We start from the raw sequence: 26,630 nt of genomic DNA on the forward strand, positions 1-26,630 counted from the left end.
GCAGATGGCGGAACAACTGCGCGAAGCGGTCTGATCAGTCGAATTCGATGGCGTAGCTGTTGGTGGTGTTCGGCACCCCCATATCGTCCCAGCTGGTCACTTTCAGGTCCTCCCTCTTTCCGTTGGCGTCGGTATAGAACATGGCGAAATCGTCGCCCGGCTTGTTCTCGTCGGGCTTGCCTGCCATCCATTTCGTGAAGGTCAAGGGCTCGCCGGTCACCCAGCGCCAGCCCCCTTTGGGTTCCCGGCCGTTTTCGTCCTGCACCAAGCCGATCCACGGTCCATTCTTGTACGTGCCGTTCCATGATGCTTGATAGTTGGAATTGAACAAGCGGTCGTCCTTGCTGAAGAGCGAGACGATGAAGGCGTTTTCCGCCTCCGAGGAGATAGTGACCAAGTGGCCGCGGCAACTCGTTGCCACCAAATCCGCCGTTTTCCAGGGCGTCCACATGGTGCGGATCACCACATACATATGTCCTTCGAACGAGCCATAGACCTTTTCCTCAAGGGGTTTGCAGTTGACCGCCTTGAGGACGCGCGGATCGGTTTCGAGGCCCTCAAAGTCCTGGGGCAGGTATTGTCGTGCCACGGGTGACGAATAGAGGCCATCCTCGGCCTTGATCGGGCTGATCCCGAGCGCCTCGGTTGTCGTGCCGTTTAAGTAGCCGGTATCGGAAATGCCGGCGGATTTCTGGTAGGCGGCGATCGCCTTGCGCGTCTGGGCCCCGAAGACGCCGTCGGCTTTGCCGGCGCCGAAGCCCTTGCCGGCGATGGCGATCTGGATGTCGCGACGCTGGTTCTTGTTCAGTCCCAGCGCGTTTTCGCGCTGTTCCACCGTGAGAATTCCGGTCGGCGTCCTGGCCGGTTGCATCAGCGCCAGCATTTGCCGGGCGACGGTCGTCTGCTGTCCGGTCTTGTGCTTGGCGAGGAACAAGGTCCAGATGCGCGGCGTGTTGATCCTCAGGGCCTTCTGAAAATCGATCTCGACCTCCGTCTGCGGCGGCTCGGCCAGGGTCTGGGGCTGGTTGATCGACCCCTGTTCGACCGTCGCGGCGTCCGGCTTGGCGACCTCCGGCCCGAAATAGAATTCGAGCGCCAGCGACGACAAGATTTGCGGCGACTGCTTGCCGTCGGTCGCCTTGCGAACGTCGCGGATGACCCTCTTGAAGGCGGTGCCGATTTCGAGGCCTGGGCCCGCGAGGTGGCCGATCAATGCCGTGGTGAAGGGAGAGTTCTTGCCGCTCCCGTCGGACGCGACCTGTCCGGGTGCGGCCGCGAAAGCGACCATGGTGCCCGCGCTCTCGGTTTCGACGGGCGCCAGTCCTCGTGTCGCGATGCTTCTGGTGGCGCCTTCGATCTCTTGGTTGAGGCGGTTGGCGAGCGGATTGTTGCGGCATGCGTCCAGGAAGAAGAGGGCGATCTTCGACTTTTTCTCGATTGCCCCAATGACATCCGCAAGCGCCAGAGTCTCGGCTGCGACATCGAATTCGCTCGCAAGCCGTGCATCAGTGCCGACGAGATAGTTCTCGCCGCGAAGCTGCATGCCATGGCCGGCGAAATAGAAAAGGGCGACGTCGTCGGCGCCGATCTTGCGTGCAAAGCGCGACACCGCGTCCGCCATCTCCTTGCGGTCTGCGTCGGTCACGATGTCTGTGTCAAATCCCTGGCTGGAGAGGAATGCGCCAAATTGTCTTGCGTCGGCCACTGCATTTGGCAGCTTGCCAGCGGCCTCATAGTCCGAACTGCCGATAACAAGAGCGAGCCGCCGCCCGTCTGCCGATTGAGAAGCCGAAACACCCGCGAACAACACAATCGCCAGTGCCAGCAGCACCCTTTTTGCGATCTCCTGCATTTTGAAACGCTCCCCCATCCATCAGGAAACGCCTGACGGCCCCGGAAAATTCATCGTTCCTTGGATAGTGACAAAAGCATGATTCGAAGCAGCAATCGAACGCGTACCAAATCCAGGCGATGTGCGTGCGGCTGTTTATCTTAAACACTTCTTCACTTGATAAGAAGATTTTTCATAACTGGGACTTAGGGTACCGGATACGCCTTTCGGATAGGCGGATATCGACTGTCGAGGACTTGAAGCTTGGCGGATTTCACGAGCGCTGATGCCCTGTTGCTGCTGGGAGCCGTGCCCTTCGCCTCGCTATGCGTGAATGCGGCCGGTGCCATCGTGTTTGCCAACCGGGCCGCGTGTGAAATGGCTGGCGTTGGTTCGACACTTGTCAGAACGCCGGTTTCGCGGCTCGTGCCGGAATGGCACTTGCTGTCGACGGCATCCGCAAGGTCGTACCGCCGCGAAACGATCCTTTTGCGCAACGATGGCGGTACGATCCCCGTCGAACTTTCTTTCGTGCGGTTTGGCGCGGCTGAAGAAGCGATGATCGGCGTTGTCATCCGCGACCTGATCGATGAAAGGGCGCTCGAATCGATGCGTCTCGAGCTCGAACGGCAAAACGACGAGGCCTTGCTGGAAGCGGAGGCTGCCCGCCGCCGACTTGGCTTCATCATCGACATGCTGCCGCAGGCCGCCTGCGTCTTCGATGCCGAGGACCGTTATGTCCTGTGGAACGAGAAATATGCGGCGCTTTATCCAGAGATTGCCGCACATCTGCGTCCTGGCATTTCCTTCCGCGATATCCTGGAGATCAGCCTCAAGAGCGGCGAAATGCCGGAACTCGTGACGGATCCCGAGACCTGGATCGAGGAGCGCCTGAAAAAACACGCACTTCCGGTTTCCCAGCACGAGCAGATGCTGCGCGACGGACGCTGGCTGCGTCATGACGATCGCCGCACGCCGGATGGCGGCGCGATCGGCATGCGCATCGACATCACCGACCTGAAGCGCCGCGAGGAATCGTTCCGGCTGCTGTTCGACGCCAACCCCATGCCAATGATGGTCTGTGATGCCGCCACGCTGGACATCGTCGCAGTCAACCACGCCGCGGTCGCGCTCTACGGCTTTGGCGGCGAGGAAATGCTGGAAAAACGCGTCACGGATTTCCATGCCCCCCATGAGAGCGACCGGCTTGCCGTCACATTGCGCGGGCTTGATGCCGATTGCGAGGCGCGCACCGTCTGGCACCAGAAGACGGCGAGCGGTACGGAGCATCACGTGCTCATCTATGTCCGCATCCTTCATGAGGGGGCATCCCGGCGGCTGCTTCTGACAATCGCCGACGTCAGCGACCGTGTTCGCGCCGAGGCGCATGCCACGCATCTCGCCCATCATGATGCACTGACGGGCCTGCCGAACCGCATGCAGTTCCGCAAAAGGCTCGAGACGGCGCTGGAAACGGCGGTACGTGACGGCGAGGAACTGGCGATCCACTACCTCGACCTCGACGGCTTCAAGCCGGTCAACGATACGTTCGGCCATGCAGCCGGCGATATCCTGTTGAAGCAGGTGGCTGAGCGGCTGAAATCGGTGCTGCGCGCCGGCGACCTCGTCGCGCGGCTCGGCGGCGACGAATTCGCCATCCTGCAGCACGCTTCGGCGGCGAGGGCTGCTGACGTCGCGAATCGCTGCATCAACGTGCTTGGGAAACCTTTCGGCATAGAAAACCGCCAGATCGGCATCAGCGTCAGCATCGGCATCGCCGTAGCACCCGAAAATGGCTTCGATCCCGACGAATTGATGAGCGCCGCCGACACCGCGCTCTATCAGGCAAAGGCGTCCGGAAAGAGCACGTGGCGCCGCAGCCAAGCCGCGGCGTGACACTCACTTCTTTCATCCGTGGCACTTTTGTTCCAAGATTTGCTGCAATGCAGCAAATTTCCGCCACCGATGCATTTTAAACGTGAAGAGGATAATGTAGCTTCCGGTGGGAGCTGTATGGGTGGAGAATGAGCATGACAAAATGGGTCTATACCTTCGGCGGGGGAGAAGCCGAAGGAAGTGCGGGCGATCGCGACCGTCTGGGTGGCAAGGGCGCCAATCTGGCGGAGATGTGCAATCTCGGCCTGCCGGTGCCTCCCGGGCTGACGATCATCACCGATGCCTGCGCGCGTTATTATGACGACGGCCGCATCATTCCCGAGGATTTGAAGAGCCAGGTCAAAGCCGGCATCGAGAAGATGGAGGCGATTACCGGCCGCGTCTTCGGCGATACGCAACGACCGCTGCTCCTTTCCGTGCGCTCCGGCGCGCGCGCCTCGATGCCGGGCATGATGGATACGGTTCTGAACCTCGGTCTGAACGACCACACCGTGGAGGCGCTCGGCCACGATGCCGGCGATGCCCGTTTCGCCTGGGACAGTTACCGCCGCTTCATCCAGATGTATGCCGATGTGGTGATGGGGCTCGATCACGAGGTTTTCGAGGAAATCCTGCAAGACGAAAAGGGCCGCCTCGGCCATGAAAACGATACCGAGCTTTCCGCCGTCGAATGGCAGCATGTCATCTCGCGCTACAAGCGAGTAATCGAGGAGGAACTCGGCGAGGCCTTTCCGCAGGATTCGGAAGTGCAGCTGTGGGGAGCAATCGGCGCCGTCTTTGCCAGCTGGATGAACCCGCGCGCCATCACCTACCGTCATCTGCACAATATTCCGGCCGGGTGGGGCACCGCCGTCAACGTGCAGGCCATGGTGTTCGGCAATCTCGGCAATACGTCCGCGACCGGTGTTGCCTTCACCCGCAATCCCTCGACCGGCGAGAACGAGCTTTACGGCGAGTTCCTCGTCAATGCGCAGGGCGAGGACGTCGTGGCCGGTATCCGCACGCCGCAAAACATCACCGAGGCTGCGCGTATCGGGTCCGGCTCCGACAAGCCGTCGCTGGAAAAGCTGATGCCGGAAGCGTTCGAGGAGTTCCAGGCCATCTGCAACAAGCTGGAAGCTCACTATCGCGACATGCAGGACCTGGAATTCACCATCGAGCGCGGCAAGCTCTGGATGCTTCAGACACGCTCGGGCAAGCGCACCGCCAAGGCGGCGCTGAAGATTGCCGTCGACATGGCCGAAGCGAAGACGATCACCAGGGAGCAGGCGGTCGCCCGCATCGATCCGGCTTCGCTCGATCAGCTGCTGCACCCGACCATCGATCCGCACGCCCGCCGCGATATCATCGGTTCCGGCCTGCCTGCCTCGCCCGGAGCTGCCACAGGTGAAATCGTCTTTACCTCGGAGGAAGCGGTGATGGCGCAAAAGGAAGGCCGCAAGGTCATCCTGGTGCGCGTCGAGACGAGCCCCGAAGATATTCACGGCATGCACGCGGCTGAAGGCATTTTGACGTCGCGCGGCGGCATGACCAGCCATGCGGCCGTCGTGGCACGCGGCATGGGCATTCCGTGCGTCTCCGGCGCCGGCAATCTGCGCGTTGATATGCGCAACGAATTGCTGATTGCCGCCACCGGTACGCTGAAGAAGGGCGACGTCATCACCATTGACGGCTCGTCGGGACAGGTGCTGAAAGGCGAAATCCCGATGCTGCAGCCGGAGCTTTCCGGAGATTTCGGCAAGATCATGGCCTGGGCAGACGTCAGCCGCCGCATGACCGTGCGCACCAACGCCGAGACCCCGGCCGACGCCCGCGCCGCCCGCTCCTTCGGTGCCGAAGGCATCGGTCTCTGCCGTACCGAGCACATGTTCTTCGAGGGCGACCGCATCAACGTCATGCGCGAAATGATCCTTGCCGCCGACGAGGCCGGGCGGCGCGTGTCGCTTGCCAAGCTCTTGCCGATGCAACGTTCGGACTTTGTCGAATTGTTCTCCATCATGCACGGGCTGCCGGTGACGATCCGCCTGCTTGATCCGCCGCTGCATGAATTCCTGCCAAAGACCGACGAGGAGATCGCCGATGTTTCCGCGGTGCTTGACATGAAGCCGGCGGAGTTGCGCGAACGTGTTGACGAACTGCACGAATTCAATCCGATGCTCGGCCATCGCGGCTGCCGGCTGGCGATCTCCTATCCCGAGATCGCCGAGATGCAGGCCCGCGCCATCTTCGAGGCTGCCGTCGAAGCTGCCCGCGAGACCGGTGCCCCGGTGGTGCCGGAAATCATGGTGCCGCTGGTCGGCCTCAAGACCGAACTCGACTACGTCAAGGCGTGCATCGATGCCGTCGCCAAGGAAGTGATCGGCGAGTCGGGGATCGAGATCGAATATCTCGTCGGCACCATGATCGAGCTGCCGCGCTCGGCCTTGCGTGCCCATGTGATCGCCGAATCCGCCGATTTCTTCTCCTTCGGCACCAACGACCTGACGCAGACGACCTTCGGCATTTCCCGCGACGACGCCGCCCAGTTTCTCAACACCTATATCCAGAAGGGCATCGTCGAGAAGGACCCCTTCGTGTCGCTCGATTTCGACGGTGTCGGCGAATTGATCCAGATCGCTGCCGAACGCGGCCGCCGCACCAAGAACGGCCTGAAGCTCGGCATCTGCGGTGAACACGGCGGTGATCCGGCCTCCATCCAGTTCTGCGAGGAAACCGGGCTTGACTACGTCTCCTGCTCGCCCTTCCGCGTACCGATCGCGAGGCTCGCGGCCGCGCAGGCGGCGATCAATGGCAAGGGGTGAGAGAGCCTACGTCTCGGGAAAAACGGTTACGCCTGATTGGCGGGCAGCCGCCGCGAGCGCCGCATCAAGCGTCGCCAGCGGCAGCCGTCAACTCTGCGCCAGCTCAAGGTAGGCGGCGTCATAGATGGTTAGACCATAACAGGTCCGCGAGTTTCACCGTCGCGGACCAGGCGTGCATATAGGTTTCCGCATCGGTCTCTATATCGAGCTTCGCAAGATGGTTGAGAAGCTGGTCTTTAACGGCCAGCGGCATACGCTTTCTACGCGCGGACACCGTCAGGCTGTTGGCAGCCTCGAGATGTCAGGGAAAGGGAACGACTGCGCCGTTTTGAACGACCTTGTCGAACAATGCGCTGATTGCAGGCGTCTGTTCGTCTTCTAGCAGAAAGGCAAGCGTGGCCGAACTGTCCAGGATCATGCTCACGGTGACCCTCATTCCGGTAGGCCTTCCATTCGGCCCAGTCGAATGCGCCGAGCTTCATATCTTTCGCGAGCGCGCGGATACGCTCCGCCGCCTCGATTGCCGCCGAGCGGTCCCGGTCGCCTGTCTCCCGGATCATTCGTGCCACCGGTTTGCCATGCCGGGTGATGACGACGGCCTCGCCGCGTTCATACGGGAGCGTCCAAAATTCAAAAATCAGTTTCGGGGTCTATTGATCAATAAATTCCCGCACCGTCTTGTTGTACCCTTCCGGGTCCTGCAGCATGGCGAAATGGCTGGTGTTTTCGAGGATCATTAGCTTGGCGCCGGGGATGGTCTTTGCAAGGTAGTCCGTGTGCTTGCGGCTGATCGCTTCGTCGTGATCGCCGAGCACGATCGCGGTCGGCGTCGTGATCTTCTTCAGATCGTTGTCGCTCCAGTTGGGTTGGCTCGCCCACATGTTGCTGATCTGGGTGACGAAGGCATCATATTCGGTCGGCGTCGGCGAAATCTTGTTGTACACCTCACCCGCCTTTTCGATATAGGCGGCAAAGATCTTGTCTTCCATCACGGTCGGAATGACCCCATCCACCTTGGAATTGGCCGCCTGGGCAAACAGTTTCGTCAAGCGCTCGGGATGATGGATGGCGATATCGAGGCCGATGATGCCGCCGTCGCTCCAGCCGACGAGCGCCGTCTTCTCGATCTTCAGATAGTCGAGCAGAGCAAGATAATCCGATGACATCAGGTCATAGCTGTAGGGCTCGGCATTGCGCGTCGAGCGGCCGTGGCCACGGCTGTCGGCGACGATGACGGTATGGTCCCTTGAGAGGTCGGCCACCTGCGCGCCCCAGACCTCGCTGTAGCCGAGCCCGCCATGGATCAAAAGGACCGGCGGTCCGGAGCCGTAGATGGCGTAGTAGAGTTCGATGCCGTTGACTGGCGCTTTCCCGGTCTTCGCCGCCTGCGGCAACGGCGCAGGTTCGGGCAGTTCCTGCCAGCGTTCCGCAGCACGTGCAGGCGCTGCGGAGAGAAGGAGGAGCGCGCAGAATATTTTCAGTACGGCTGCCATGAAAAATCTCCCGTTCGATGTCGCGTGCATAATAGGCGCGAATTGCCCTTGCCGAAGCAAGCGCCTTTTCGCGCAAAACGGGAAAATTTCTTGTCCGAGGGGATACCGCGCGAGTTACCGGCGGATGACGACCGGCCTGTCCCAGCCCCACATCATGGCATCGTTGCCATACCGGAAGGCACGCGATTCCGCCCGCCGGTCGAGGTCGATGCGTTGCAGGCAGGTGGCAATGGCGTCGGTGCCGCGGCGGAAGCCATAGGACATGCAGGTCTTTTCGTCGGCGGCGCGGCGCTCTTCAGGCGTCATCGTGGCGCAGCCGGAAACGACCGCACCCAGTGCCGCCAGAACCAGGATCTTCCGGATATGCATAGCCAGACCTTACGACGTTCTGCCAGATCCGATTGTCTATCAGATGCGTTGCAGCACATCCACAAAAGCTTCGGCGAAATTTTTCAGGTCTGCCGTCGCCTCGTTCGGCTTTTCGATACGGATAGTCGTGCCGTCGCCCTCCAGGCAGGCAAAGACGGTCGTCATCGCCGCGCTGCCATCCTGTGGAATGCGCAGTACCGCGATGCGGTCGCAATCGGCAATGAGCCCGGACGCCGGTAGTTCAAAGAGCAGGGCACCCTCGATCGCGGCGGCAGCGGCACGAACATGGGCGGCAAAACCCTCGGCGCCGGTGGTAAAGCCGTCCAGCGAGAGCTCAAGCTCCAGCAATTCCATCGTCAGACTCGCATCCGATGGCGGCGCGGTAGCCTGAGTCGCGGTTGATGCCTGTTTGGATTCGGATGACAGCATGCTCTCTCTCCTTTCAAGCCGCCGGAAAGCTGCGCTCTCCGGGTGCCTGGAAAATTTGATGTCTGTGCAAACCGGTCCAGTGACGTGAGGACCGGGAAACACGCCTGGTCCCCGTTCTCAAGACATGATTAACGAGAATGGCGAATTTGCGGCGTGGGCCGAGTTGCCAATACTTGCACGCACTTACTCGCTTCATTCGCTGTTCGGCTGTGATCTTGCCGAAAACCGCTTCACACTGTTCGGCATGATGCTCTAAACAGGAGAAGAAGTTGCCGCGTCCGGGCGAAGGGATTGATTCTGCCAGATGATGATCAAGTATGAGCGCCCCACGTCTCATGCCGCCCGCTGGGCGCGCAGGATCGCCCGCTTTGCCTTCGGTCTCTTCGCCGCCGCGTTGCTGGCGCATCGTTTCGGCCCGCTGATCACGCCGCATTTCGTGGCGCTCATGGTGTTTTCGGCGGCATTGGCGGCTGTTGCCGTGGTGCTTGCCGCCATCGGCTTCGTCAGACTCTGGCAAGTCGCGGCCGTCGGCGGCGTTGCCTCCTTCGTCGCGCTTTTGTATGCGGCTATCCCGATCGGCGCTGCCGGCTTCGCGCTCAACCAATATTTCTCCGAGCCGGCGATCTACGACGTCAGCACCGACACCGTGACGCCGCCTCCGTGGATCAAGCCGCCGGATGCGGCGCAGGGCTGGCTCAAACGCCCCGCCGTGGTGACGCCGGAAGACCGTGAAGCCCAGATCGCCGCCTATCCCGGGCTGACCGGTCGCCGCTACGACGGCGCCCTTGACCGCGTCTTCCAGGGCGTGAAGATCGTTGCGGAAAAAACCGGCATCAGCATCATCGATGAAGAGGGTGTCGAAAACGCCAAACCTGACCTGGAGGACATGGCGGTCAAGCCGGACGATACGGCGCCGGCCGACAGTGAGCCCGGCGACGTGCCGATCCCGCTGTCGCGTCCGCAGACGATGCCGGGCGAGATGAGCCCCGGGCGGCGCTCCTCCGATATCCTGCTGCAGGGCGAATGGCGCACGCTGATCGTCGGTTTCCGCTTCGATGTGCTGATCAGGCTGCGCGAAGAGGCCGAAACGACCTTTGTCGATATGCGCGTGGCCTCCCGCTACGGCCCGCATGATCTCGGCCTTGGCGCCGCGTTTGCCAACCAGTTCCTGCATGCGCTCGATGCGGAACTGCTGGGCATCGCCGGGGATTGATCAGGCAAGCCAGCCGGTGTAGCGCACGATCAGCCCCGTGATCGGGCTTTTGATTTCGACGTGGAAACGAAACAGCCCGTCGCACTCTTCCTCGAATGTGTCGCCGCCGGGCGCCAGAAACAGCGGCAGCGGCAGGCCGAGGAAGCGCCAGCCGCGGATCACCAGCCGCAACCGGCCATTTTCCGGCACCAGCGCGATCAGCACGCGAAAAGGCCCCAAATCCTCCGCGAGCAGATGCCTGTCACGTCCTGTCGCGGCCGACTGGAGGCTGCGGAAGGATTTTCCGGCGAAGGTGCGGATCCATGTCTCCTGGCCTGCGGCGCATTCGAAGCGTACGCTGACGGGAACATCGGCGTTTTCGGCCGGAAAGCCGATGATGGCGGCGGTGACCCGGGCAAGCAGGCCGGTCCCGCGTTCGACCTTTGCTCGTCCCTCGACGATGCGCGTTTCGCCGCTGTCGTGCAGGGTGGCGACGGCGGGTGGCAGGTCGGTCCAGGCGGTCGACAGGATGCGGCGGTAGAGAGGTTTCGCTTCGTCCGCAGCACTTTCGTCGCGGATGCCCGTGCGAATGGAAAACCGGGAAAACAGCGGCTCGAAATCGGAAAGGGTCAGTTCCCCGGCGGCTGCGCGCGCGCCGGCCTCGGCCTTATCGCCCGCAAGCCAGTGGCGAATGATCGCCTCCGCCGCCATCGCCGGAATGAACGGGCCGTCGTCGCCCTTGGCGATCAGGTGCCAGGAGCGCTCCAGCGCGCTTCCGTTCGCAGTCCTTCCCGTGACGGCAACGAACATGCCGCCGCGATGTTCACCGAAGGCGAGGCGTTGCGACACCCGATGAAACAGCGGCGCCAGCGGCGACAACGACCGAACGAGCCCAAGCCGCGCCAGCCAGGCGCAGACCCCAAGAAGCCGTTGCAGCATCTGCGGCTCGGTGCCGGCGCCGGTAAAGGCCGACTGCAATCCCGTGATCGCCTGCGGCAGCAGGGCAAGGTCCGGCGCATCGGCGAGCGCGAAGTGGCGACGCCTGAGCGGCACGCAGCCGGGCGGGGCGATCGTTCTCTTCACGCTGTTTATCAGGCCATAACCGGTCTCCGCTTTGCCGTCGCGGACAAGCGGCACCTTTTTTCCGGCATAGCTGCAAACCGCCTTGACGACGTTCAGCCCCATGCGTGCCCTCGGCGACGGAGCGATGCCGGCGGAGACGGTTCCGATGCTGGCAAATCCGGGTTTCAAGGCGTCAAGCGCGGCAAAGGAGAGGGCGGGAAAACTGCTGCAGCCGGACAGCGCGAAGACGCCGGCCTCCCTTGCCTGCGCATCGAGGCTGGAAATGCCCGCCACGAAGGCCGTGGCATCGGCAAGATCGAGATAACAGATTCTGAGCGCGATGCAGGCCTTGACCAGATGATAGGGGTCCGGCCCGGTATCCTGAAAAGGCCCGGAGGCATCGACGACGAGATCGGGCTTCAGCGCGCCGAGGACAGCCATCGTATCGCCGGAGCGATCCATCACGACCGGCTCGATCGCTACGTTGGCCTGAAGGGTGGCCGCGAAGGCCATGGCCTTGTCGAGCGACCGTCCGGCGATCAAGAGCGTCAGCCGCGGTTCGTCAGCCAGCAGCCGCGCCAGCCTGCCGCCGAAGGTGCCGTAGCCGCCGAGGATGAGGACACGCAGCCGTTTTTCCTTCACGTCAGAAACCGGCTGCGATGCTCCGGCGTCGGCACGAAACAGCTGTTGCGCCTGCCGGCAAGGCGGTAGCGGTTGCGTGCCACCAGCTTGTAAAGCGGATCGCGCAATGTCCGTGGGACGATGCGCAGCACCGACAACAGGCTCCAGGGAAAGCCGAGGCCCGCCGCCATCCGCAGCGTTCCCTCCGATTTCAGAAAGGCGCGGCCATTCTCGATCAGGATATTGGTTTCGTAGTTGCGGCTGTCGAGGCCGTAATGCCGGTAGAGCGCCTCGCCGAGCGGCGATTGGGCGGTGATGAAGCGGTAGCGGCCCTGTTTGTCGTGGCGCAGAACGAAATTCACCCAGCCGGAGCAGAAGATGCATTCGCCATCGAAGACGATGAGCGGGTGATCGTCGGCAAAGGCCGGCACGACTGCATCGCTGCGATAGCTGTAGGCCTCGCGCGGCTGCATCAGGCGGCGCCTCCGGGCGCCAGGCGATAGGCGCCGGTGAGCGACGGCGGGCCGTCGGTCTCGACCTGGCCGCGCTCGACGAGGTCCTCGATATGGGCGAAGACCGAGAGTGCTGCGGCCCCATGCAGCCGCGGATCGGTGGTCGCATAGATCACCTTGACCATGTCCGGGATCAGCGTGTCGCCGGCCCGCACCCGCTCCAGCACGGCGCGCTCGCGCATTCGGCGATGTGCCCGGAGCCCCCGGAGAAAGGCGGCGGGCTCCGTCACCGGGCCGCCGTGGCCGGGCAGATAGAGCCGGTCGTCGCGGTCGAGCAGCTTTTCGAGCGACGCCATGTAGTCGGTCATCGAGCCGTCCGGCGGTGCGACGATCGAGGTCGCCCAGGCCATGACGTGATCTGCGGAAAACACCGTGCCGGTGTCGCCAAGCGCGAAGGCCGCGTGATTGGCAGTGTGGCCGGGGGTGAGCAGCGCCGTCAGCGACCAGCCGTCGCCCTCCACAACGTCGCCATCGGCAAGGGCGATATCGGGTTTGAAATCGATGTCCGAGCTTTCGGCGAAGGGGTTGATCTCGCCCTCGTGCAGCGGCCGTGCCGCCCGGTGCGGCCCTTCGGCGACGATCAGCGCGCCCGTCTCCGCCTTCAGGCGACGGGCAAGCGGCGAGTGGTCGCGGTGGGTGTGGCTGACGGCGATATGGGTGACCTTGCGGCCCTTCAGCGCCGCCATCAGCGCCTGGAAATGCGCCTCGTCCTCTGGCCCCGGATCGATCACCGCGACGGATCTGTCGCCGACGATATAGCTGTTGGTGCCGTGGAAGGTGAAGGGGCCGGGATTGTTGACGGTGATGCGCTGGGCGCCGTCCGCCACCGTCACCGCCTCGCCGTAGGCGGGCTGGAAATTCAGGTCGAAGTCTGGACCGCCCATGCGCCGTCTCTTCACTTGTACTCGATTTCGATGAACGACATGAACTCCTTGCCGGCATTGATGACATTGTGCTCGACACCCGGTTCGCGCCGGTAGGCGGCCCCCTTGGCGATATCCACCCGCCGCTCGCCGCCGGGCTCCTCCAGCAGGAACCGGCAATCGGTCATCGGAACGACGACATAGCCCATGCCATGCACATGATGGCCGGTATCGGCCCCCGGCTCGAAATCCCATCGGGTGATCCGCACCACCTCGTCGTCGAGAAGCAGCGTCGGCTTGGCGGGCGGTCTGGCGCGAAAAATGCTCATGAAGGTCTCCAATGCGGAGATGAGACTAGAGGGCCGGGGTGGGAATGGGAAGGGCATTGGCACGCCATAATACGCAGCGTTTGCCGCTCCACCCCCTCTGTCACTTTGTGACATCTCCCCCACGAGGGGGGAGATCGTTCCTTTCCCTTGCGGCTTCAACACTCAACGGTAAGGGGCGCACTTGGCTCCCGGCCAATCTCCCCCCTTGAGGGGGAGATGTCGGCGTCGCCGACAGAGGGGGGGGTAAACCCGCCACAACCTCCGCATCCGCGCGAAAAAAACCACACCTATCCCCAACTTAAGCGTTGTCGCGTGCGTGCGGCTTTGCTAAACCGGCTCTCGATTTGGCCGGGCGATGTGCTTCGCGCCAAGCGTTGGGGCGTAGCCAAGCGGTAAGGCAGTGGTTTTTGGTACCGCCATCCCTGGTTCGAATCCAGGCGCCCCAGCCAAGCTTCCCTTTTCAGGCCGAGACTCTGGATTTTCCCGCACTTCTTCTTGGCTGGAAATCCAGTCGTCGTTCAAACGGTGGTTGCGGCTCTGCTTCTTTGCTTCCATGTTCGAAGCCATTTCGTCGCGTAGTGGCCCAGAAACACATACAATGCCAGGATCGACGTGTTGTGCACGAAGAAAGCCTGCGTTGACGCCTCGAAGTCCCAGAAGTCCATGGTGACCTGGGCAGTCAGTTTCGACCCGATAGCCATCACGACCGAGCTATGGATACCGTAGGTGGCGATCGCAAGGGCGGCCATGCGCAGGAGAACAACGCGGACCGTGTTCGGGGTGGTCATCCCGCAGAGGCCGCGGAACGTTGCCATGATCATCGACCAGCGCATCCCAAGATGAATGGAAACGATGACCAGCGCCCAATAGGCAGCGAGCGTGTGGATTTGGCGAACACTGTATCCGCCGCTCAGAGGCAGGAAGCCGAATACGCTTCGCGAGATCATCAGGCTCGTCACCAGGAGAACCAGCATGATCGTCGCGAGAGACAGAATGGTGACGGTATTGCTTAACCCGAGCGCTTCCCGAGGAGCTTTCGAAAGCCTGCCGTACCAGCGTCTGTTGAAGCCGTTGTGGACGATGATCAGCAGGAACATAGCCGTACCGATCAGTTCGTGGGCGACATTGTCCAGCCAATAATAGGCGAGACCTGCCAGAAGCAGGCCCGCCGCTATGAAGTCGAGGGTCAGTCGCAGGAGGAACACAGGGTTCACGGGCGAGTTCCTTTCAGAGGGTCGGCACGGCCTGCGGCGTCCTAGTCAATCATGGCGCCGTCGAAATCCAGGATGCGGTCGTAAGTGAAGAGAAACTCGCTACCCGACCGACCCTGATGACATGACTGGCAGCGCGCGGTGTTCTCGGCCATGTTCACGGACCTGTCGGGCTCGAACCACTGAAACTGCCAGTCACCCGTACGTCTGTCTTCCGGGTATTCCGCGCCCCATCCGTCGCCTCTCTCCATGACGAAGTAGCGGAACACTTCCCCCTGCCGATAGTCGACGAGTACGAAGTGCGTCCCGTTCGGGATCGGCTGGCCGTTCTTGACGGCGGCGATGGCTTCGGGCGTTGTGAGCATGTGCTCGGTGACCTCGCCACGCGTCACCGTCGTGTAATGCACGAGTTGGTCGATGTTCGCGGGAAACGTCGTGCGGTTGGTCTCGGCGACCGCCTGCCAGCCGATCAGGGCGACACCCGCGACGACCGTGAGCAGCAGGATGCGGAGGGGAACGTTTTTCATGGGGCTATTCCCGTGGTTCACGGTTTCGAGGAGGGTGTTTTAGCGTCGTCCTTCCGGAAGACGTCCTTGGCGACAGCGACCGCCGAGACGGCATTCGGCCACCCGGAGTAAAAGGCCAGGTGAGTGATGGTTTCGACGAGCTCCTCCTCGGTCACGCCGTTCTGTCGGGCGAGGGCGAGATGCGAGCGGAGCTGGTCGGGGCGGTTCATCGCGACGAGGGCGCTCACGGTGATGAGGCTGCGGTCCCGCTTGGTTAGTTGTGGGCGCTCCCAGATATCGCCGTAAAGAACGCCATCGGTCAGCTCGGCCATTTTCGGCGCGACGTCGCCCATCAATTGCTGTGCCCGCGAGGTCTGTACCGCTGGAGTGTCGGAAGTGCCGGGCTCCTCGGAATGGACAGCGCCCGCCAGACTGCCGGACAGCGCGATGCCTGCGCCTGCGATCAGTTTCGTTGCGCGGTTCTTCATGGGTTGGGTCTCGCTTTCGTTGAGCGGTTTCGGGAAAATGCCTGCCAGGCGGAGTTCCCTAGTCGAGCTTCTTGTCCTTCAGGAACTCCGACACCCGGTCGGCGATCTGAACGTTGTTGAGGTCCGAGAACGGGAAATGGGTATTGCCCTTGATGCCGATGTCGGGGAGATGGATCAGGGTCACGTCGCCGCCATGGCGGTTGACGGCATCCCGCCAGAGCCTTGCCATTGCCAGCCTGACGCGCCAGCTATCCTGGGCGGGCATGGTCGTTGCCTTGTCGGGAATGTTGTCGCCGTAATAGATGACGATCGGTATTTGCGTCAGCTTCTCGAAGTTCGACATCGGCACGGGGACGCCCTTGAGGGTATCGAAGGCGCTCGGCATGTCCTGCGGGACCTCTCCCTCCGGGAACACGAAATTGCTGCCCGGTTCGAACGCCACGACGGCCTTGATATTCGGAGCCTTGATGACGGACAGCCAGCCGGGACCGCCGCTCTGCGAATGGGTGAACAGGATGCCTGGACCGATCTTGTCGAACAGCGCCGCCACACCATCCGAGACGACGCCAATGTCGAACGGTCCGGTGTTCGGCGTCATCGAACGGAAGTACTGGTTCAACGCCTCGGGGTCTTTGGAAAACTGCACGCCGTCGAAATAGTCCGGCCAGACGCCGACGCGGAACTGATTGAACCAGAGCTGCTCGTCGGCCGTCGGCTTCACCGTGGCCTCGACCATGCTGCGGCCGGCATCGCCACGGCGGGGCTGATCAATGAGGTAGGTCGCAAACCGACGGCGAAGGAAGATAGTCTGGAAACCCTCGCGGCCGTCCGCCGTGGTCTCCCACGTCTTCGCGGACTGTCCGGCCCCATGCCACATCACGATCGGCAGCCTCCGGGCATTGACGGGCGTTTGGTAGAAGGCATAGACGTGGTCGCCGTGATAGGTCTGTCCCGCTGGAAGCAGCGGCTTCCTGGGATCGAAAGTGCCCTTTTCGGTGGCAATGGTGCCCCCGACCGCGAAACTGCCTTGCTCCTGAATGACCAGCGGTTCGACCTTGGCAGTGTCGGCCGCATCTGATGGTGTCGATGTCAGGACTTGGGTGAAGGCAAGCAGGGCAAACATGCCCATTTGGAAAGTTCCGTGTTTCATGGTCTTTTTGCTCGCTAACGTCATGCCGCCGCCTCCAGCGAGGCCATATCGATGACGAAGCGGTAGCGAACATCGGACCGCTCCATGCGTTCGAAGGCATCGTTCTCGAATGTGAACGGCACCAACGGTTTGTTGGCGTCCGTTGCGGCGAAACCGAAACTCTTCATGTTCTAGGTCCTTACCCTGCTGTACTTTGTTAATCGCTCACGAGGCGTTTTGCGGTCTCGCATCGGTGCCGATGATCGTGGCCCCGCGCGGGCGAAGGATGAATATGCCGACGAGCAGAAGGGCGAGTGCCAACATCACGGACGAACCCGTCAATGCGGTTCCGACGCGGTGGGCGAGCAGTTCCGTCCCTTGCAGCCCCGATGTGCCGAAGGCGGCGATGGCCACCAAGATCGCGAGGCCAAGTGAACTGCCGGTTTGGTGGGCCACATTGACCACGCCCGACGCCGCCCCGGCGTCGTTGCCGGCCACTCCCGAAATGCCGGATGTCGTCAGAGGACTTAGCACAAAGCCCTGGCCCAGGCCGATCAGGACCATCGGCAGCCCGATGCCCATGAGGTAGGTCGAGCCAATCGAAACTTGGCTGAGCCAGATCATCCCAACGAGGCCGATGACAAAACCTGCTGCCAGAAGGCGGGCATTTCCGTATCGGCGTGTCAACTGGGGGACGACCATGGCGGCCGCGAAGTTCACAAGGGTGGCTGGCAGGAACGCCATTCCCGTAACCGCTGGCCGATAGTGGGAAACGCCCTGCATGAACTGGGTGATGAAAAAGAAGAAACCGATCATCGCACCGAGGAACAGGACGCGCGCGGCATAAGCAGCGGCTCGTTCACGGCTGGCGAACAGGTGCAACGGCATGATGGGATGCGAGGCACGCTTCTCGACCAGAATGAAGAGTGCAAGGAGAAGCACGGAAGAAATGAGCAGGGAGATGGTCCCAGGGTCGCTCCAGCCATGGGTCGCCGACCGGATGAGGCTGTAGACGAGAGCCACCATCCCACTTGTGGACGTCAAGGCTCCGGCGACGTCGAACTGCCCTGGTTTGCGCGCGGGTTCGGGAATGGTGCGCAGAGCCGCCAGGGTCATGCCGGTCCCGATGGGCAGGTTGATGAAGAACCCGACCCTCCAGGAAAGCCAGTCGGCAAGAATCCCGCCGAGCACGAGGCCGACGCTCGCCGCGATACCCGCCACCGCACTGTAATAGGAAACCGCGCGCGTACGTTCGCTGCCCTCCGAGAAGGTCGTCTGCAGCAGTGCCAGCGTAGATGGGGCGAGGATCGCGCCGCCCAAGCCTTGAACAGCACGCGCGCCGATCATCCAGGCAGGCGTCTGCGCCAAGCCAATGGCGAGGGACGAAACGGTGAAGAGGGCCAGGCCAGCAATCAGCATCCGCCGGCGCCCGAGGATGTCGCCTGCACGAGCGCCCAAGAGCAGGAAGCCACCGAACGTCAGCGTATAGGCGCTCTGAACCCAGGCGAGTTCGGCGTCGGAAAAGCCGAGTTCCCGATGGATGTTCGGAAGTCCCGTCAGAATGATCGACGTGTCGAGCACGATCATAACGTAGCTGAGGAGGATGATCGCGAGGATCGCCGTCTTGTTAAGCGTAGCGGTTGCGGAGGGCATTGCGGTAGCCTTTCAGGGGCATTCAGGACAGATACTGCTCGTCCGTTACCTTCTCCATCCAGTCGACGGCCTTGCCATCGAGCGATTCCTGGATGGCGATATGAGTCATGGCTGTGGTCGGCGAGGCTCCATGCCAGTGCCGTTCGCCCGGCTCGAACCACACCATGTCGCCTGGACGGATTTCCTCGATCGGACCGTCTTCCCGCTGCACGCGGCCGCACCCTGCGGTGACCACAAGGACTTGCCCCAGCGGATGTGTGTGCCAGGCCGTGCGCGCGCCCGGTTCGAAGGTCACTGCGTTCCCGGCGGCACGCGCAGGATCGCGGGCGGGGAACAACGGATCGACGCGGACGGTTCCGGTAAACCAGTCAGACGGTCCCTGGCCCGAGGGTTGGCTTCCTGCTCTTCTGATTTCCATGGGATCTTCCTTCCTCAATCATGCGAGGGCGAATGTCGCCGTCATCATGGAAGGACAACTAACATCTGGCAGGTAACCCGATTAGATGGAGGAAACCGCATGAACCTGTGAACGGCATTCATGAATACTGTGGGCGGGCGGATGCATTGCCGAAGAGGCCGCTGACTGCTGCCCACAACGGGCTGCAGGTCCGAATTTCACTCAAGAAGGGTTCGGGGGCTTTATAGCGTCGCTGTTGCGCAGCGCGTCGATCAGAACGGCGAAGGCCGGAGACAGTTGGCGACGGCTTGGATAGTAGAGGTGGTAGCCCGAGAATGGCGGACACCAGTCTGACAGCACACGGATCAAACGCCCGTCGGCGATCTCCTCGCGCACATGGTCCTCCAGGAGGAAGGCAAGTCCCGCGCCGCGCCGGGCAGCGTTGAGCGCCATTCGCGAGATGTTGAAGGCGAGCGGCCCGTCGACGCGCACCCGAAGCTCGCGACCATCTTTCTCAAACTCCCAGGCGTAGAAGCCCCCGTAAGTCGGCAGCCGTAGGTTGATGCAGGCATGCACCGTTAAATCCTGCGGCGTCAGCGGCCTGGGGTGCCTTGCAAAATAGGATGGTGCCCCAACGACGGCCATCCGCATTTCGGGACCAATCCTGACAGCGATCATATCCTTGTCGACCTGCTCCCCGAGCCTGACACCTGCGTCGTAGCGTTCCGCAACAATGTCCGTAAGCCCATTGTCGACGACGATTTCCACCTTGATGTCGGGATAGTCCGGCAGGAGCCGTTCGACGGCTGGCCAGAGGACCTTCTCCGCAGCGTGTTCGCCTGCCGTGATGCGCACTGTGCCTGCAGGCTTGTCCCTGAGTTCGGTGAGCGCTGAAAGCGCGGCGTCGATTTCCTCGAACTGGGGTCTCACTGTCTGGAGCAGGCGCTCTCCGGCTTCGGTGAGCGAAACGCTACGCGTGGTGCGCGTCAGCAGTCGAATGCCCAGCCGCTCTTCCAAGAGACGGATCGTGTGGCTGAGTGCGGATGGAGAAAGCCCGAGCTTGGCTGCCGCTTTCGTGAAACTCTTCTCCCGGGCGACGACCAGAAACGTGCTCAGATCGCTGATGGTGTCCCGCGCCATTCTTGAATACCACTCAATACTACATGCTTATTTTGCAGTCTAATCGCGTTCTCTCCTTTGCGCTAGATAGTCCGCACACACGAAACGGCTCTTGGAGCCTTGGAACGGAGCTGCGTAAAATGAAGAAGCGCCAACTCGGAGACAATCTGGAGGTTTCGGCCATCGGCCTTGGCTGCATGGGCCTGAGTTTCGGTCTCGGACCAGCCGCCGACAGACAAGAGGCGATCGGTGTGATCCGCTCTGCCGCGGAACACGGTGTGACGCTCTTCGATACCGCCGAGGGTTACGGCCCCTTCGTCAACGAGGAACTGGTGGGCGAGGCCCTGCAGCCAATGCGTGATCAGGTTCTGGTCTGCACGAAGTTCGGATTCAAGATCGACGCGCAAGGCCAGATTGTCGGCCTCGACAGCCGGCCTGAACACATCCGCGACGTCGTGGAGGCATCCCTCAAGCGGCTCCGCACGGACCGCATCGACCTCCTGTATCAGCACAGAGTCGATCCGGCGGTCCCGATGGAAGACATCGCGGGCGCGGTCAAGGACCTGATCGCCGAAGGCAAGGTCAAGCATTTCGGTCTATCGGAAGCCAGCGAGAAGAATATCCGCAAGGCCCACGCCGTGCAGCCGGTCGCTGCGATCCAGGACCACTATTCGCTCTGGATGCGCGAGCCCGAGCAGACCAAGTTCTCCGTCTGTGAAGAACTCGGCATCGGCCTCGTCGCATGGGGTCCGCTCGGCCAAGGGTTTTTAACCGGTCAGATTACCCGCAACATGAAATTCGATGACCCGAACGATCTGCGCAAGGACTTCCCCCGGTTCAAGCCGGAGGCGCTGGAGGCGAACTTCGTGGTCGTCGATTTCCTAAAAGACCTCGCCGGCCGCCGGGGCTTCTCGCCCGCCCGGATCGCCCTTGCCTGGCTACTGGCTCAAAAGCCCTGGATCGTTCCGATCCCCGGCGCCACCAAGGTCGCGCACCTCGACGATAACCTCCGTGCCGCCGAAATCAGCCTCACGGCCGACGACCTGCGCGAGATCGACGAGGCTTTCGCCACCATCGACATCAAGGGCGCGCCGTTGTCGGAAGGCCTCGACGCAGCCATCGACCGCTAATACGGCCAGGGCAGGCCGATCCAAGAAGTCGGTTGCCTGTCCCGTCTCTCAATCCAATTCTGTAAGGAGCGACCAATGGAAACGCGTAAACTCGGCCAAGGCCTCGAAGTCTCCGCACTCGGTCTCGGCTGCATGAGCATGAGCGCCGCTTATGGACCGCCCGCCGACAGGGCCGAGATGATCAAGCTCATCCGCGTGGCCCATGACAGCGGCGTCACCCTGTTCGACACCGCCGAAGCCTACGGCCCGTTCGCCAACGAGGACCTCGTCGGGGAGGCGCTCGCGTCGATCCGTGACAACGTCGTCATCGCCACCAAGTTCGGCTTCGATATCGACCTGGAGACGGGCGAGCGCCGAAGCGGCCTCAACAGCCGCCCGGAGCATATCAAGCGCGTAACCGACGCGATGTTGAAGCGGCTGAAGACCGACCGCATTGACATCCTGTATCAGCACCGGGTTGACCCCGATGTCGCGATCGAGGACGTGGCAGGCGCGGTCAAGGACCTGATCGCGCAGGGCAAGGTGAAGCACTTTGGTCTCTCCGAGGCAGGTGCCGCCACGATCCGTCTGGCCCATGCAGTTCAACCCGTGACGGCAGTCCAAAGCGAATATTCGCTGTTTTACCGTGGGGCGGAAACCGAGACCCTTCCGGTGCTGAATGAGCTTGGCATCGGCTTCGTGCCCTTCAGTCCGCTCGGTGCTGGCTTCCTGACGGGCAAGATCGACGAGAACACCACGTTCGACGCGTCGGACTTCCGCAACAACGTGCCCCGCTTCTCCCCGGAAGCCCGGAAGGCGAACCTCGCGCTCGTCGCGATGATCAAGGGCGTCGCGGACCGCAAGGGCGCGACGCCGGCGCAGGTCGCGCTGGCGTGGCTGCTCGCGCAACGGCCGTGGATCGTGCCGATTCCCGGCACCACGAAGCTTCACCGCCTCGCGGAAAATCTCGGATCGGTGGACCTAGAACTGACGGCCGCTGATCTTCATGAGATCGATGCCGCAGCGTCGAAGATCGAAGTCATGGGCGAACGGCTACCCGAGGCCGCGCTCAAGATGACCGGCCGCTGACAACCGGCGCTAGGTGTCAGAGCGAACGCGCTGTTGAGCCGGATCGGAGATTTGGGTTGGAAGCAGCTTGTCCGCCGCCGTGGACGAAACGGACAAGCCGCCATAGAGGTTCGCTATTTCAGGGGCAGGAAGAGCTCTGCCACCGCCGCATGTTCAGGTGCTTCCGGAAAGAAGGTGAGGCGCTGGCAATACAGGGGGAAATCCCTCGCTTCCTCACCACTGGCCGGCAGCCAATCGCGATAGAGGTAAAGCGCGGCAGGCTCCAGGTCTTCAGAATTGCCGACGACTTTCAGCACGGCGCAACGGCCGCCGGGGATCATGCCCGCCTCAATCTGCTCTCCGTTCGTCTTGATCGGCTGATCAGTGCTGACACAAAGGTCCAGCCGATACTCGTCCGCAGACGTCACGCGCGGATCGGAATGGAAAATGTTGAAAGTCAAACTGGTCTTCGGATTCAGGCTAGTGGCTTTGCGCCATGCTATCAAGCGTTTGATCGTGTCGCCGATCCTTGACGGATCACCTTGATGTTTCATGATCGCGACAGGGGTCGGAGACACCTCGCGGATTTCGATGTCATTGGCTGTAAATGTCCTTTGCATAAGCTTGCTCCTTGCTTGGTTGAGAGGCCCGAGGGCGGCAAGCCACGGTTCCCAACCGGGAGATTTCCTGAACTGCGAAGGCGACTGGTTGAACCGTTGCCGAAATGCGCGAGCAAAGGCGTCAGGAGCTTCGTAGCCGGCATCCATCGCTATCTCGGTCACGCTGTCACGTCCCTGTAGGCCAGCCTGTAGGATGCCCGCTTCATGCGGACGAGCTGGATATAGCGATGCACGGACAGCCCAAAGGCCGCCGCGAACTGCCGATGGAAATGATACTTGGACAAGGCGGCCACGCAGCTCAACTCGTCTAGGTCCAGATTGCGGTCGAGATGCTGATCAATGTGATCTAGGACCCGTTGCATCCGGGCATGGTAGTTTCGAAGCGTCGTCGTCATTATCCTGTCCTGACCGTGGCAGGACCAAATAGCCCCGCACAAATGCCGTGCGCTCGACCGATCTTGCGGATTATCAGGCTGCTCAGCAATAGCGTCGGCCCATGAGGTAGCCATCCGGCAGGGGCGTCAGCATCCAGTGTGGAGCGCAGGTTATGTCGCCTGAGCGTTCAGCGCGCTGGCTGAATCAGGACCGCGCCAGGTGCATAGAGTCCTCCGAGGTAGTAATCTGACCCGTATCCAGGCGTGCCCCAGCCAAGCCTATTTTTCGGTGCGTACAACCCGATCGCTACGTTAGCCTCCCGCAGCCGTGTAAAAATTTAGCGCCAAAAATGCTTGCGTGCGGCCGGCGAAGGGCGCAGTTGTATATCTTCGGCAGCTGTTAAAACGGGCGCTGCCGTGAGGGTGCCAAAGCGCTCCCGCCCCAAACGAAGGAGGACGCCATGTCTTCCAGCAATCTCCAACAGTATATCGATCCTAGCGGCCTTGCAGTGCTTCGCGGCGTTCTAGATGAAGTGGGCTTTGCAGGCACCGAAGCGAATGCGGACATTGAGTCCAAAGAAGCGGCTCCCCGATTTATCCTCAAGGAATTCCACAAGGGCAATAGCACTCGCGAGCTTCTGATCTCAGCAATCAAACGACGCGGTGAAAGCTCTCACGGCGAACTCCAGACGCCCCAGCAATCCAAAAATCAAGCCGTTGATCGATGGGATAATGAGGGTGGGCGGTAGCATGATCATAAGCGAGATGACGAAAGAAGAGTGCGAAGATTTCCTGTCCTCCAAGAACTTCGGCCACCTCGCTTGCGTGAATGGTGACCGGCCATATGTGCTGCCGATTCACTACGTCTTTAAAGGTGGCCTACTCTACAGCTTCGCAATGCCTGGTTCAAAGATCGATCACATGCGCATTAACCCGAACGTATGCCTCCAGCTTGAGGAGATCACAAGCGATCAGGATTGGCTGAGTGTTGTATTGCAGGGGCGGTATCAGGAATTGCCCGACACTGAACAATGGCGAACCGAACGGATGTATGCGTGGTCCGCGCTTCAGCAGCGGGCCAATTGGTGGGAGCCGGGAGCCTACGATGCTCGCCGGCACGAAATTGGCGACCAGCAATCGCATCCTGTATTCTACCGGATTCAGGCAGAATCCATCTCCGGAAAAAGAGCCGAACCAAACTAGGCCACCGACTTCACCGCCGTTATTTAGTTCCTCGCCTTGCGCCAACCCGCCGCCCAGGCCTCGGCCTCCGAACAGAACCACCGCTCGCCATATTGCGGGCTGATTTTTGTCGCGGCGTAGTATTCCTGTCCGGGAACATGGAAAATACGCTCCCCGGTTTTGATGCTGATGTTGCCCTTGATGTTGCAATCCTTCGCAGTCCCGCTGAGGGATGAAAGGAGATCCTCGGCGCTCATGATGCCAGCCGCACTGACCGCAAGCAGGCCCAGCACGATCCCAGGTGCGGCCGCTATAGACGCGAGCAACGAGCGGTGCTGCTGCTTTCGATGGAACTGGCGCTGACGCATGAGCCTTCCCCCAAAGGTCTGCGCCAAATAGTAATCGAAGCCTTATATTAGTTAAATCTGTACTATTGGTGAGGCCAGGATGGCCGCAGATACTCCGAACGGCCCATGGCGAGACGACCTGCTTTGATCAGAGCCCCGCTAAACTTTGATCAGAGTCGCCAAACATCACCCCTCCCGCGCCATCCGCGCCCGCCGCTCCAGTTCCGCCGCCGTCGGCTCCGCCAGCGCAAACGACCCCGGCTTGATCTCCCCATCCCGCACATAGGTGTTGATCGTCACCCCTGTCGTCGACACCAGCGATAAGGTGAGCTTCAGTGCGGCGGGCAGGGCGCCCTTGGCGAACAGGCGCTTGCCGCGGCCGAGCACCAGCGGAAAGGTCAGAAGCGTGAATTCGTCGATCAGGTCGGCTGAAAGCAAGGTCTGGATGAGGTCGCCCGACCCCTGCAGCAGGAGGATCGGGCCGTCGCCCTGTTTCAGCTTCTTGACCTCGGTGGCGACGTCGCCGTTGAGCGCGACGGAATTCTGCCAGGTGAGTGGCTCGGTGGAGGTCGTGGCGACATATTTGGTCACGCTGTTGAACAGTCGGCCGATCGGGTCGTCTTCGCCGACATAGGGCCAGTGGGCGGCGAAGATCTCGTAGGTCTTGCGGCCGAGCAAGAGCTCGAAGGGTTCGGAGAAGATCTCGCCCATGGCCTCGGCCATCACGTGGTCCCAGTAGTTGACGGTCCAGCCGCCAAGGGTGAAACCGCCGATCGGATCCTCGTCCGGCCCGCCCGGGGCCTGCATGACGCCGTCCAGGCTCAAGAATGTTGCGGCAACGACCTTCCTCATTGTCTCCTCCCTTGCATCCGGGGTTTCTCTGCGAGAGAGGTGGGTCAGATGTCCAGCCGGTCAAGGGCAATCGAGGCTGACGGGAAAACAGGGCAAAAACAAACCCGCCGGGGGGCCGGCGGGCTGATCGATGGCAGGTTGTCGGGAGAGGGGCGTTACTTCGCCTTGTCGCCGGCGAGGAACTCGTCGCACCAGCTCGGGCCGGTCGAGGTCTTGCGATCGCCGAGCACATGCACCGAGCGGATGACGTAGTCGGAGGAGACCGTCAGCTGGACGGAACAGCTGAGGAATTCGGTGCGGGCCGACGCGATCTTCTTGCCCTTCTTGCCGTCCTTGTCTTCGGCATATTGCGCCGGGACCGTGCGCTTCTTGTAGCCGCCCTTCCAGGAATAGACCGTCATGTCGCCGCTCTCAGCGTCGGACTGCGGCGGGCCGAACTGGGCGAAGAAGGTGCCGGCCGGCTGGCCGTTCCAGCGCGATTCGACGGCATTTCGAGCCGGCCCAGTGGTCGTGCAGCCGGCAAGCGCCAGCGCTAGGCCGGCCACGGTCATCAAACGGAAATTCATATTTCAAGTCCCTTTGGCGTTCGTTCTGAAATTGATGCGGCCAAGGCGGCGCAACACGCGGGTAGCCAAGGCTTTCGCCCCTGCCTCTAGCGCCAATGCCCTCGAAAGAAAATCGTCAGAATGACTTATGTGCGCAGTCGCGCGCATAAATTCGCAAGCGTTGCCGAAACGCCCCAGCGGAGGGAGCGTCGCGCTCGCCGGTGACCTCCATCGACGCATCAAGCGGTTTGCAGAAGGCAGAGTTGTTCACGGCCGGGGCGGGCCTTACTGCATTGTTTTTAGCCGACTTTGCGATTTTTCCATTTTGATGCTTGTGGAAAGGAAAATGCTGTTCTATAGAGGCGCCGCTGGTCACGGAGTGTAGCGCAGCCTGGTAGCGCACGTCGTTCGGGACGACGGGGTCGGAGGTTCGAATCCTCTCACTCCGACCAGCTTGAACCCCGGAAATCCTTGAATGATCTCGAAAATCCGTCGCTGGATTGGCGGCTGGACGGTTTGCAAGCCGCATAGTTTCAGCAGGCGCGCGGCGTTCTGCCGGAACGTGGGATCATTGAGCAGCGATCCCGGCCCGAACAATCGAGCAGTATCAATTGGGATGAAAATCTGTCAAA

At 61.7% G+C, this 26,630-nt stretch carries 27 protein-coding genes, 2 tRNA genes and 1 pseudogene; 9 read left to right on the top strand and 21 right to left on the bottom strand.

From position 1 onward, the window contains the following. Nucleotides 1-34: 34 nt before the first annotated feature. Nucleotides 35-1,852, bottom strand: coding sequence for a caspase family protein (locus WI754_RS10530; protein WP_349437662.1), 1,818 nt, complete (start codon nucleotides 1,850-1,852; stop codon nucleotides 35-37). A 243-nt stretch (nucleotides 1,853-2,095) separates the two neighbouring features. Here WI754_RS10530 and WI754_RS10535 point away from each other — a divergent pair, with 243 nt between their 5' ends. Together WI754_RS10535 and ppdK are read left to right on the top strand one after the other, a co-directional pair. Next, nucleotides 2,096-3,727 (top strand): diguanylate cyclase, encoded by a 1,632-nt coding sequence (locus WI754_RS10535; protein WP_349437663.1) that lies wholly within the window; start codon nucleotides 2,096-2,098, stop codon nucleotides 3,725-3,727. 134 nt (nucleotides 3,728-3,861) lie between these two features. Further along, complete coding sequence (ppdK, locus tag WI754_RS10540; RefSeq protein WP_349437664.1) at nucleotides 3,862-6,528, top strand: pyruvate, phosphate dikinase; 2,667 nt, start codon at nucleotides 3,862-3,864, stop codon at nucleotides 6,526-6,528. A gap of 301 nt (nucleotides 6,529-6,829) precedes the next feature. Here ppdK and WI754_RS10545 read toward each other — a convergent pair whose 3' ends face one another. From WI754_RS10545 to WI754_RS10560, 4 genes are all read right to left on the bottom strand, one after another. Further along, nucleotides 6,830-6,952: a hypothetical protein gene (locus tag WI754_RS10545; RefSeq protein WP_349437665.1), complete on the bottom strand. Its 123-nt coding sequence runs from the start codon at nucleotides 6,950-6,952 to the stop codon at nucleotides 6,830-6,832. Between the two features lie 226 nt (nucleotides 6,953-7,178). Next, nucleotides 7,179-8,021, bottom strand: a complete 843-nt coding sequence (locus tag WI754_RS10550) for an alpha/beta hydrolase (RefSeq protein WP_349437666.1) — start codon at nucleotides 8,019-8,021, stop codon at nucleotides 7,179-7,181. Nucleotides 8,022-8,135: 114 nt separating this feature from the next. Next, the gene (locus tag WI754_RS10555) at nucleotides 8,136-8,390 is read right to left on the bottom strand and encodes a hypothetical protein (RefSeq protein ID WP_349437667.1); all 255 of its coding nucleotides are present in this window, start codon (nucleotides 8,388-8,390) and stop codon (nucleotides 8,136-8,138) included. Between the two features lie 39 nt (nucleotides 8,391-8,429). Continuing rightward, on the bottom strand, nucleotides 8,430-8,819 hold the full coding sequence (locus WI754_RS10560) for a hypothetical protein (protein ID WP_349437668.1): 390 nt from the start codon (nucleotides 8,817-8,819) through the stop codon (nucleotides 8,430-8,432). A 304-nt stretch (nucleotides 8,820-9,123) separates the two neighbouring features. Between WI754_RS10560 and WI754_RS10565 the strand changes: the two genes are divergently transcribed. After that, entirely contained in the window at nucleotides 9,124-10,032 is a 909-nt protein-coding gene (locus WI754_RS10565; RefSeq protein WP_349437669.1) for a DUF1499 domain-containing protein, read from the top strand. Here WI754_RS10565 and WI754_RS10570 read toward each other — a convergent pair whose 3' ends face one another. Genes WI754_RS10570 through WI754_RS10585 form a run of 4 tightly spaced genes read right to left on the bottom strand, consistent with a single transcriptional unit; the run spans nucleotide 10,033 to nucleotide 13,398 of the window. Beyond that, on the bottom strand, nucleotides 10,033-11,715 hold the full coding sequence (locus tag WI754_RS10570) for a DUF4166 domain-containing protein (RefSeq protein WP_349437670.1): 1,683 nt from the start codon (nucleotides 11,713-11,715) through the stop codon (nucleotides 10,033-10,035). Then, nucleotides 11,712-12,167 carry a thiol-disulfide oxidoreductase DCC family protein gene (locus tag WI754_RS10575; protein ID WP_349437671.1) on the bottom strand — a complete coding sequence of 152 codons (456 nt, stop codon included), beginning with the start codon at nucleotides 12,165-12,167 and terminating at the stop codon, nucleotides 11,712-11,714. Before WI754_RS10575 ends, WI754_RS10570 begins: the two co-directional genes overlap by 4 nt. After that, nucleotides 12,167-13,090 (bottom strand): MBL fold metallo-hydrolase, encoded by a 924-nt coding sequence (locus WI754_RS10580; RefSeq protein WP_349437672.1) that lies wholly within the window; start codon nucleotides 13,088-13,090, stop codon nucleotides 12,167-12,169. The genes WI754_RS10575 and WI754_RS10580 overlap by 1 nt, the downstream gene beginning before the upstream one ends. Nucleotides 13,091-13,101: 11 nt before the next feature. Continuing rightward, entirely contained in the window at nucleotides 13,102-13,398 is a 297-nt protein-coding gene (locus WI754_RS10585) for a cupin domain-containing protein (RefSeq protein WP_349437673.1), read from the bottom strand. A gap of 375 nt (nucleotides 13,399-13,773) precedes the next feature. On the opposite strand from WI754_RS10585, the gene WI754_RS10590 reads away from it, so the two are divergent. Continuing rightward, a tRNA-Gln gene (locus WI754_RS10590) sits at nucleotides 13,774-13,847 on the top strand. Nucleotides 13,848-13,916: 69 nt separating this feature from the next. Here the strand turns inward: WI754_RS10590 and WI754_RS10595 are convergent. The 8 genes from WI754_RS10595 to WI754_RS10630 form a co-directional block, all read right to left on the bottom strand. Then, nucleotides 13,917-14,612 carry a DUF4405 domain-containing protein gene (locus WI754_RS10595; protein ID WP_349437674.1) on the bottom strand — a complete coding sequence of 232 codons (696 nt, stop codon included), beginning with the start codon at nucleotides 14,610-14,612 and terminating at the stop codon, nucleotides 13,917-13,919. A gap of 41 nt (nucleotides 14,613-14,653) precedes the next feature. Further along, nucleotides 14,654-15,136, bottom strand: coding sequence for a cytochrome P460 family protein (locus WI754_RS10600; RefSeq protein ID WP_349437675.1), 483 nt, complete (start codon nucleotides 15,134-15,136; stop codon nucleotides 14,654-14,656). 17 nt (nucleotides 15,137-15,153) lie between these two features. Continuing rightward, nucleotides 15,154-15,603: a carboxymuconolactone decarboxylase family protein gene (locus WI754_RS10605; protein ID WP_349437676.1), complete on the bottom strand. Its 450-nt coding sequence runs from the start codon at nucleotides 15,601-15,603 to the stop codon at nucleotides 15,154-15,156. 58 nt (nucleotides 15,604-15,661) lie between these two features. Further along, nucleotides 15,662-16,753: an alpha/beta fold hydrolase gene (locus tag WI754_RS10610; RefSeq protein ID WP_349437677.1), complete on the bottom strand. Its 1,092-nt coding sequence runs from the start codon at nucleotides 16,751-16,753 to the stop codon at nucleotides 15,662-15,664. Between the two features lie 20 nt (nucleotides 16,754-16,773). Then, entirely contained in the window at nucleotides 16,774-16,920 is a 147-nt protein-coding gene (locus WI754_RS10615) for a hypothetical protein (RefSeq protein WP_349433314.1), read from the bottom strand. A 37-nt stretch (nucleotides 16,921-16,957) separates the two neighbouring features. After that, entirely contained in the window at nucleotides 16,958-18,385 is a 1,428-nt protein-coding gene (locus tag WI754_RS10620; protein WP_349433315.1) for an MFS transporter, read from the bottom strand. 22 nt (nucleotides 18,386-18,407) lie between these two features. Further along, complete coding sequence (locus WI754_RS10625; protein ID WP_349433316.1) at nucleotides 18,408-18,803, bottom strand: cupin domain-containing protein; 396 nt, start codon at nucleotides 18,801-18,803, stop codon at nucleotides 18,408-18,410. 201 nt (nucleotides 18,804-19,004) lie between these two features. Further along, complete coding sequence (locus WI754_RS10630; protein ID WP_349433317.1) at nucleotides 19,005-19,922, bottom strand: LysR family transcriptional regulator; 918 nt, start codon at nucleotides 19,920-19,922, stop codon at nucleotides 19,005-19,007. A 119-nt stretch (nucleotides 19,923-20,041) separates the two neighbouring features. Here WI754_RS10630 and WI754_RS10635 point away from each other — a divergent pair, with 119 nt between their 5' ends. Together WI754_RS10635 and WI754_RS10640 are read left to right on the top strand one after the other, a co-directional pair. Further along, nucleotides 20,042-21,031 carry an aldo/keto reductase gene (locus tag WI754_RS10635; protein WP_349433318.1) on the top strand — a complete coding sequence of 330 codons (990 nt, stop codon included), beginning with the start codon at nucleotides 20,042-20,044 and terminating at the stop codon, nucleotides 21,029-21,031. Nucleotides 21,032-21,106: 75 nt separating this feature from the next. After that, nucleotides 21,107-22,099, top strand: coding sequence for an aldo/keto reductase (locus WI754_RS10640; protein WP_349433319.1), 993 nt, complete (start codon nucleotides 21,107-21,109; stop codon nucleotides 22,097-22,099). A gap of 113 nt (nucleotides 22,100-22,212) precedes the next feature. Here the strand turns inward: WI754_RS10640 and WI754_RS10645 are convergent. Next, nucleotides 22,213-23,093, bottom strand: a pseudogene (locus WI754_RS10645) (AraC family transcriptional regulator). 440 nt (nucleotides 23,094-23,533) lie between these two features. Between WI754_RS10645 and WI754_RS10650 the strand changes: the two are divergent. After that, nucleotides 23,534-23,821: a hypothetical protein gene (locus WI754_RS10650; protein ID WP_349433320.1), complete on the top strand. Its 288-nt coding sequence runs from the start codon at nucleotides 23,534-23,536 to the stop codon at nucleotides 23,819-23,821. Nucleotide 23,822: 1 nt separating this feature from the next. After that, nucleotides 23,823-24,275: a pyridoxamine 5'-phosphate oxidase family protein gene (locus tag WI754_RS10655; RefSeq protein ID WP_349433321.1), complete on the top strand. Its 453-nt coding sequence runs from the start codon at nucleotides 23,823-23,825 to the stop codon at nucleotides 24,273-24,275. Between the two features lie 23 nt (nucleotides 24,276-24,298). Here the strand turns inward: WI754_RS10655 and WI754_RS10660 are convergent, their stop codons facing one another. The 3 genes from WI754_RS10660 to WI754_RS10670 all read right to left on the bottom strand — a co-directional run bounded on the left by WI754_RS10660 (nucleotide 24,299) and on the right by WI754_RS10670 (nucleotide 26,019). Further along, entirely contained in the window at nucleotides 24,299-24,622 is a 324-nt protein-coding gene (locus WI754_RS10660) for a succinoglycan biosynthesis protein exoi (protein ID WP_349433323.1), read from the bottom strand. 165 nt (nucleotides 24,623-24,787) lie between these two features. Next, the gene (locus WI754_RS10665; RefSeq protein ID WP_349433324.1) at nucleotides 24,788-25,453 is read right to left on the bottom strand and encodes a dihydrofolate reductase family protein; all 666 of its coding nucleotides are present in this window, start codon (nucleotides 25,451-25,453) and stop codon (nucleotides 24,788-24,790) included. Nucleotides 25,454-25,608: 155 nt separating this feature from the next. Further along, on the bottom strand, nucleotides 25,609-26,019 hold the full coding sequence (locus WI754_RS10670; protein WP_349433325.1) for a hypothetical protein: 411 nt from the start codon (nucleotides 26,017-26,019) through the stop codon (nucleotides 25,609-25,611). Nucleotides 26,020-26,373: 354 nt separating this feature from the next. On the opposite strand from WI754_RS10670, the gene WI754_RS10675 reads away from it, so the two are divergent. Continuing rightward, nucleotides 26,374-26,450, top strand: a tRNA-Pro gene (locus tag WI754_RS10675). Nucleotides 26,451-26,630 lie beyond the last annotated feature (180 nt).

The organism is Pararhizobium sp. A13 (assembly GCF_040126305.1).
GTDB lineage: Bacteria > Pseudomonadota > Alphaproteobacteria > Rhizobiales > Rhizobiaceae > Pararhizobium.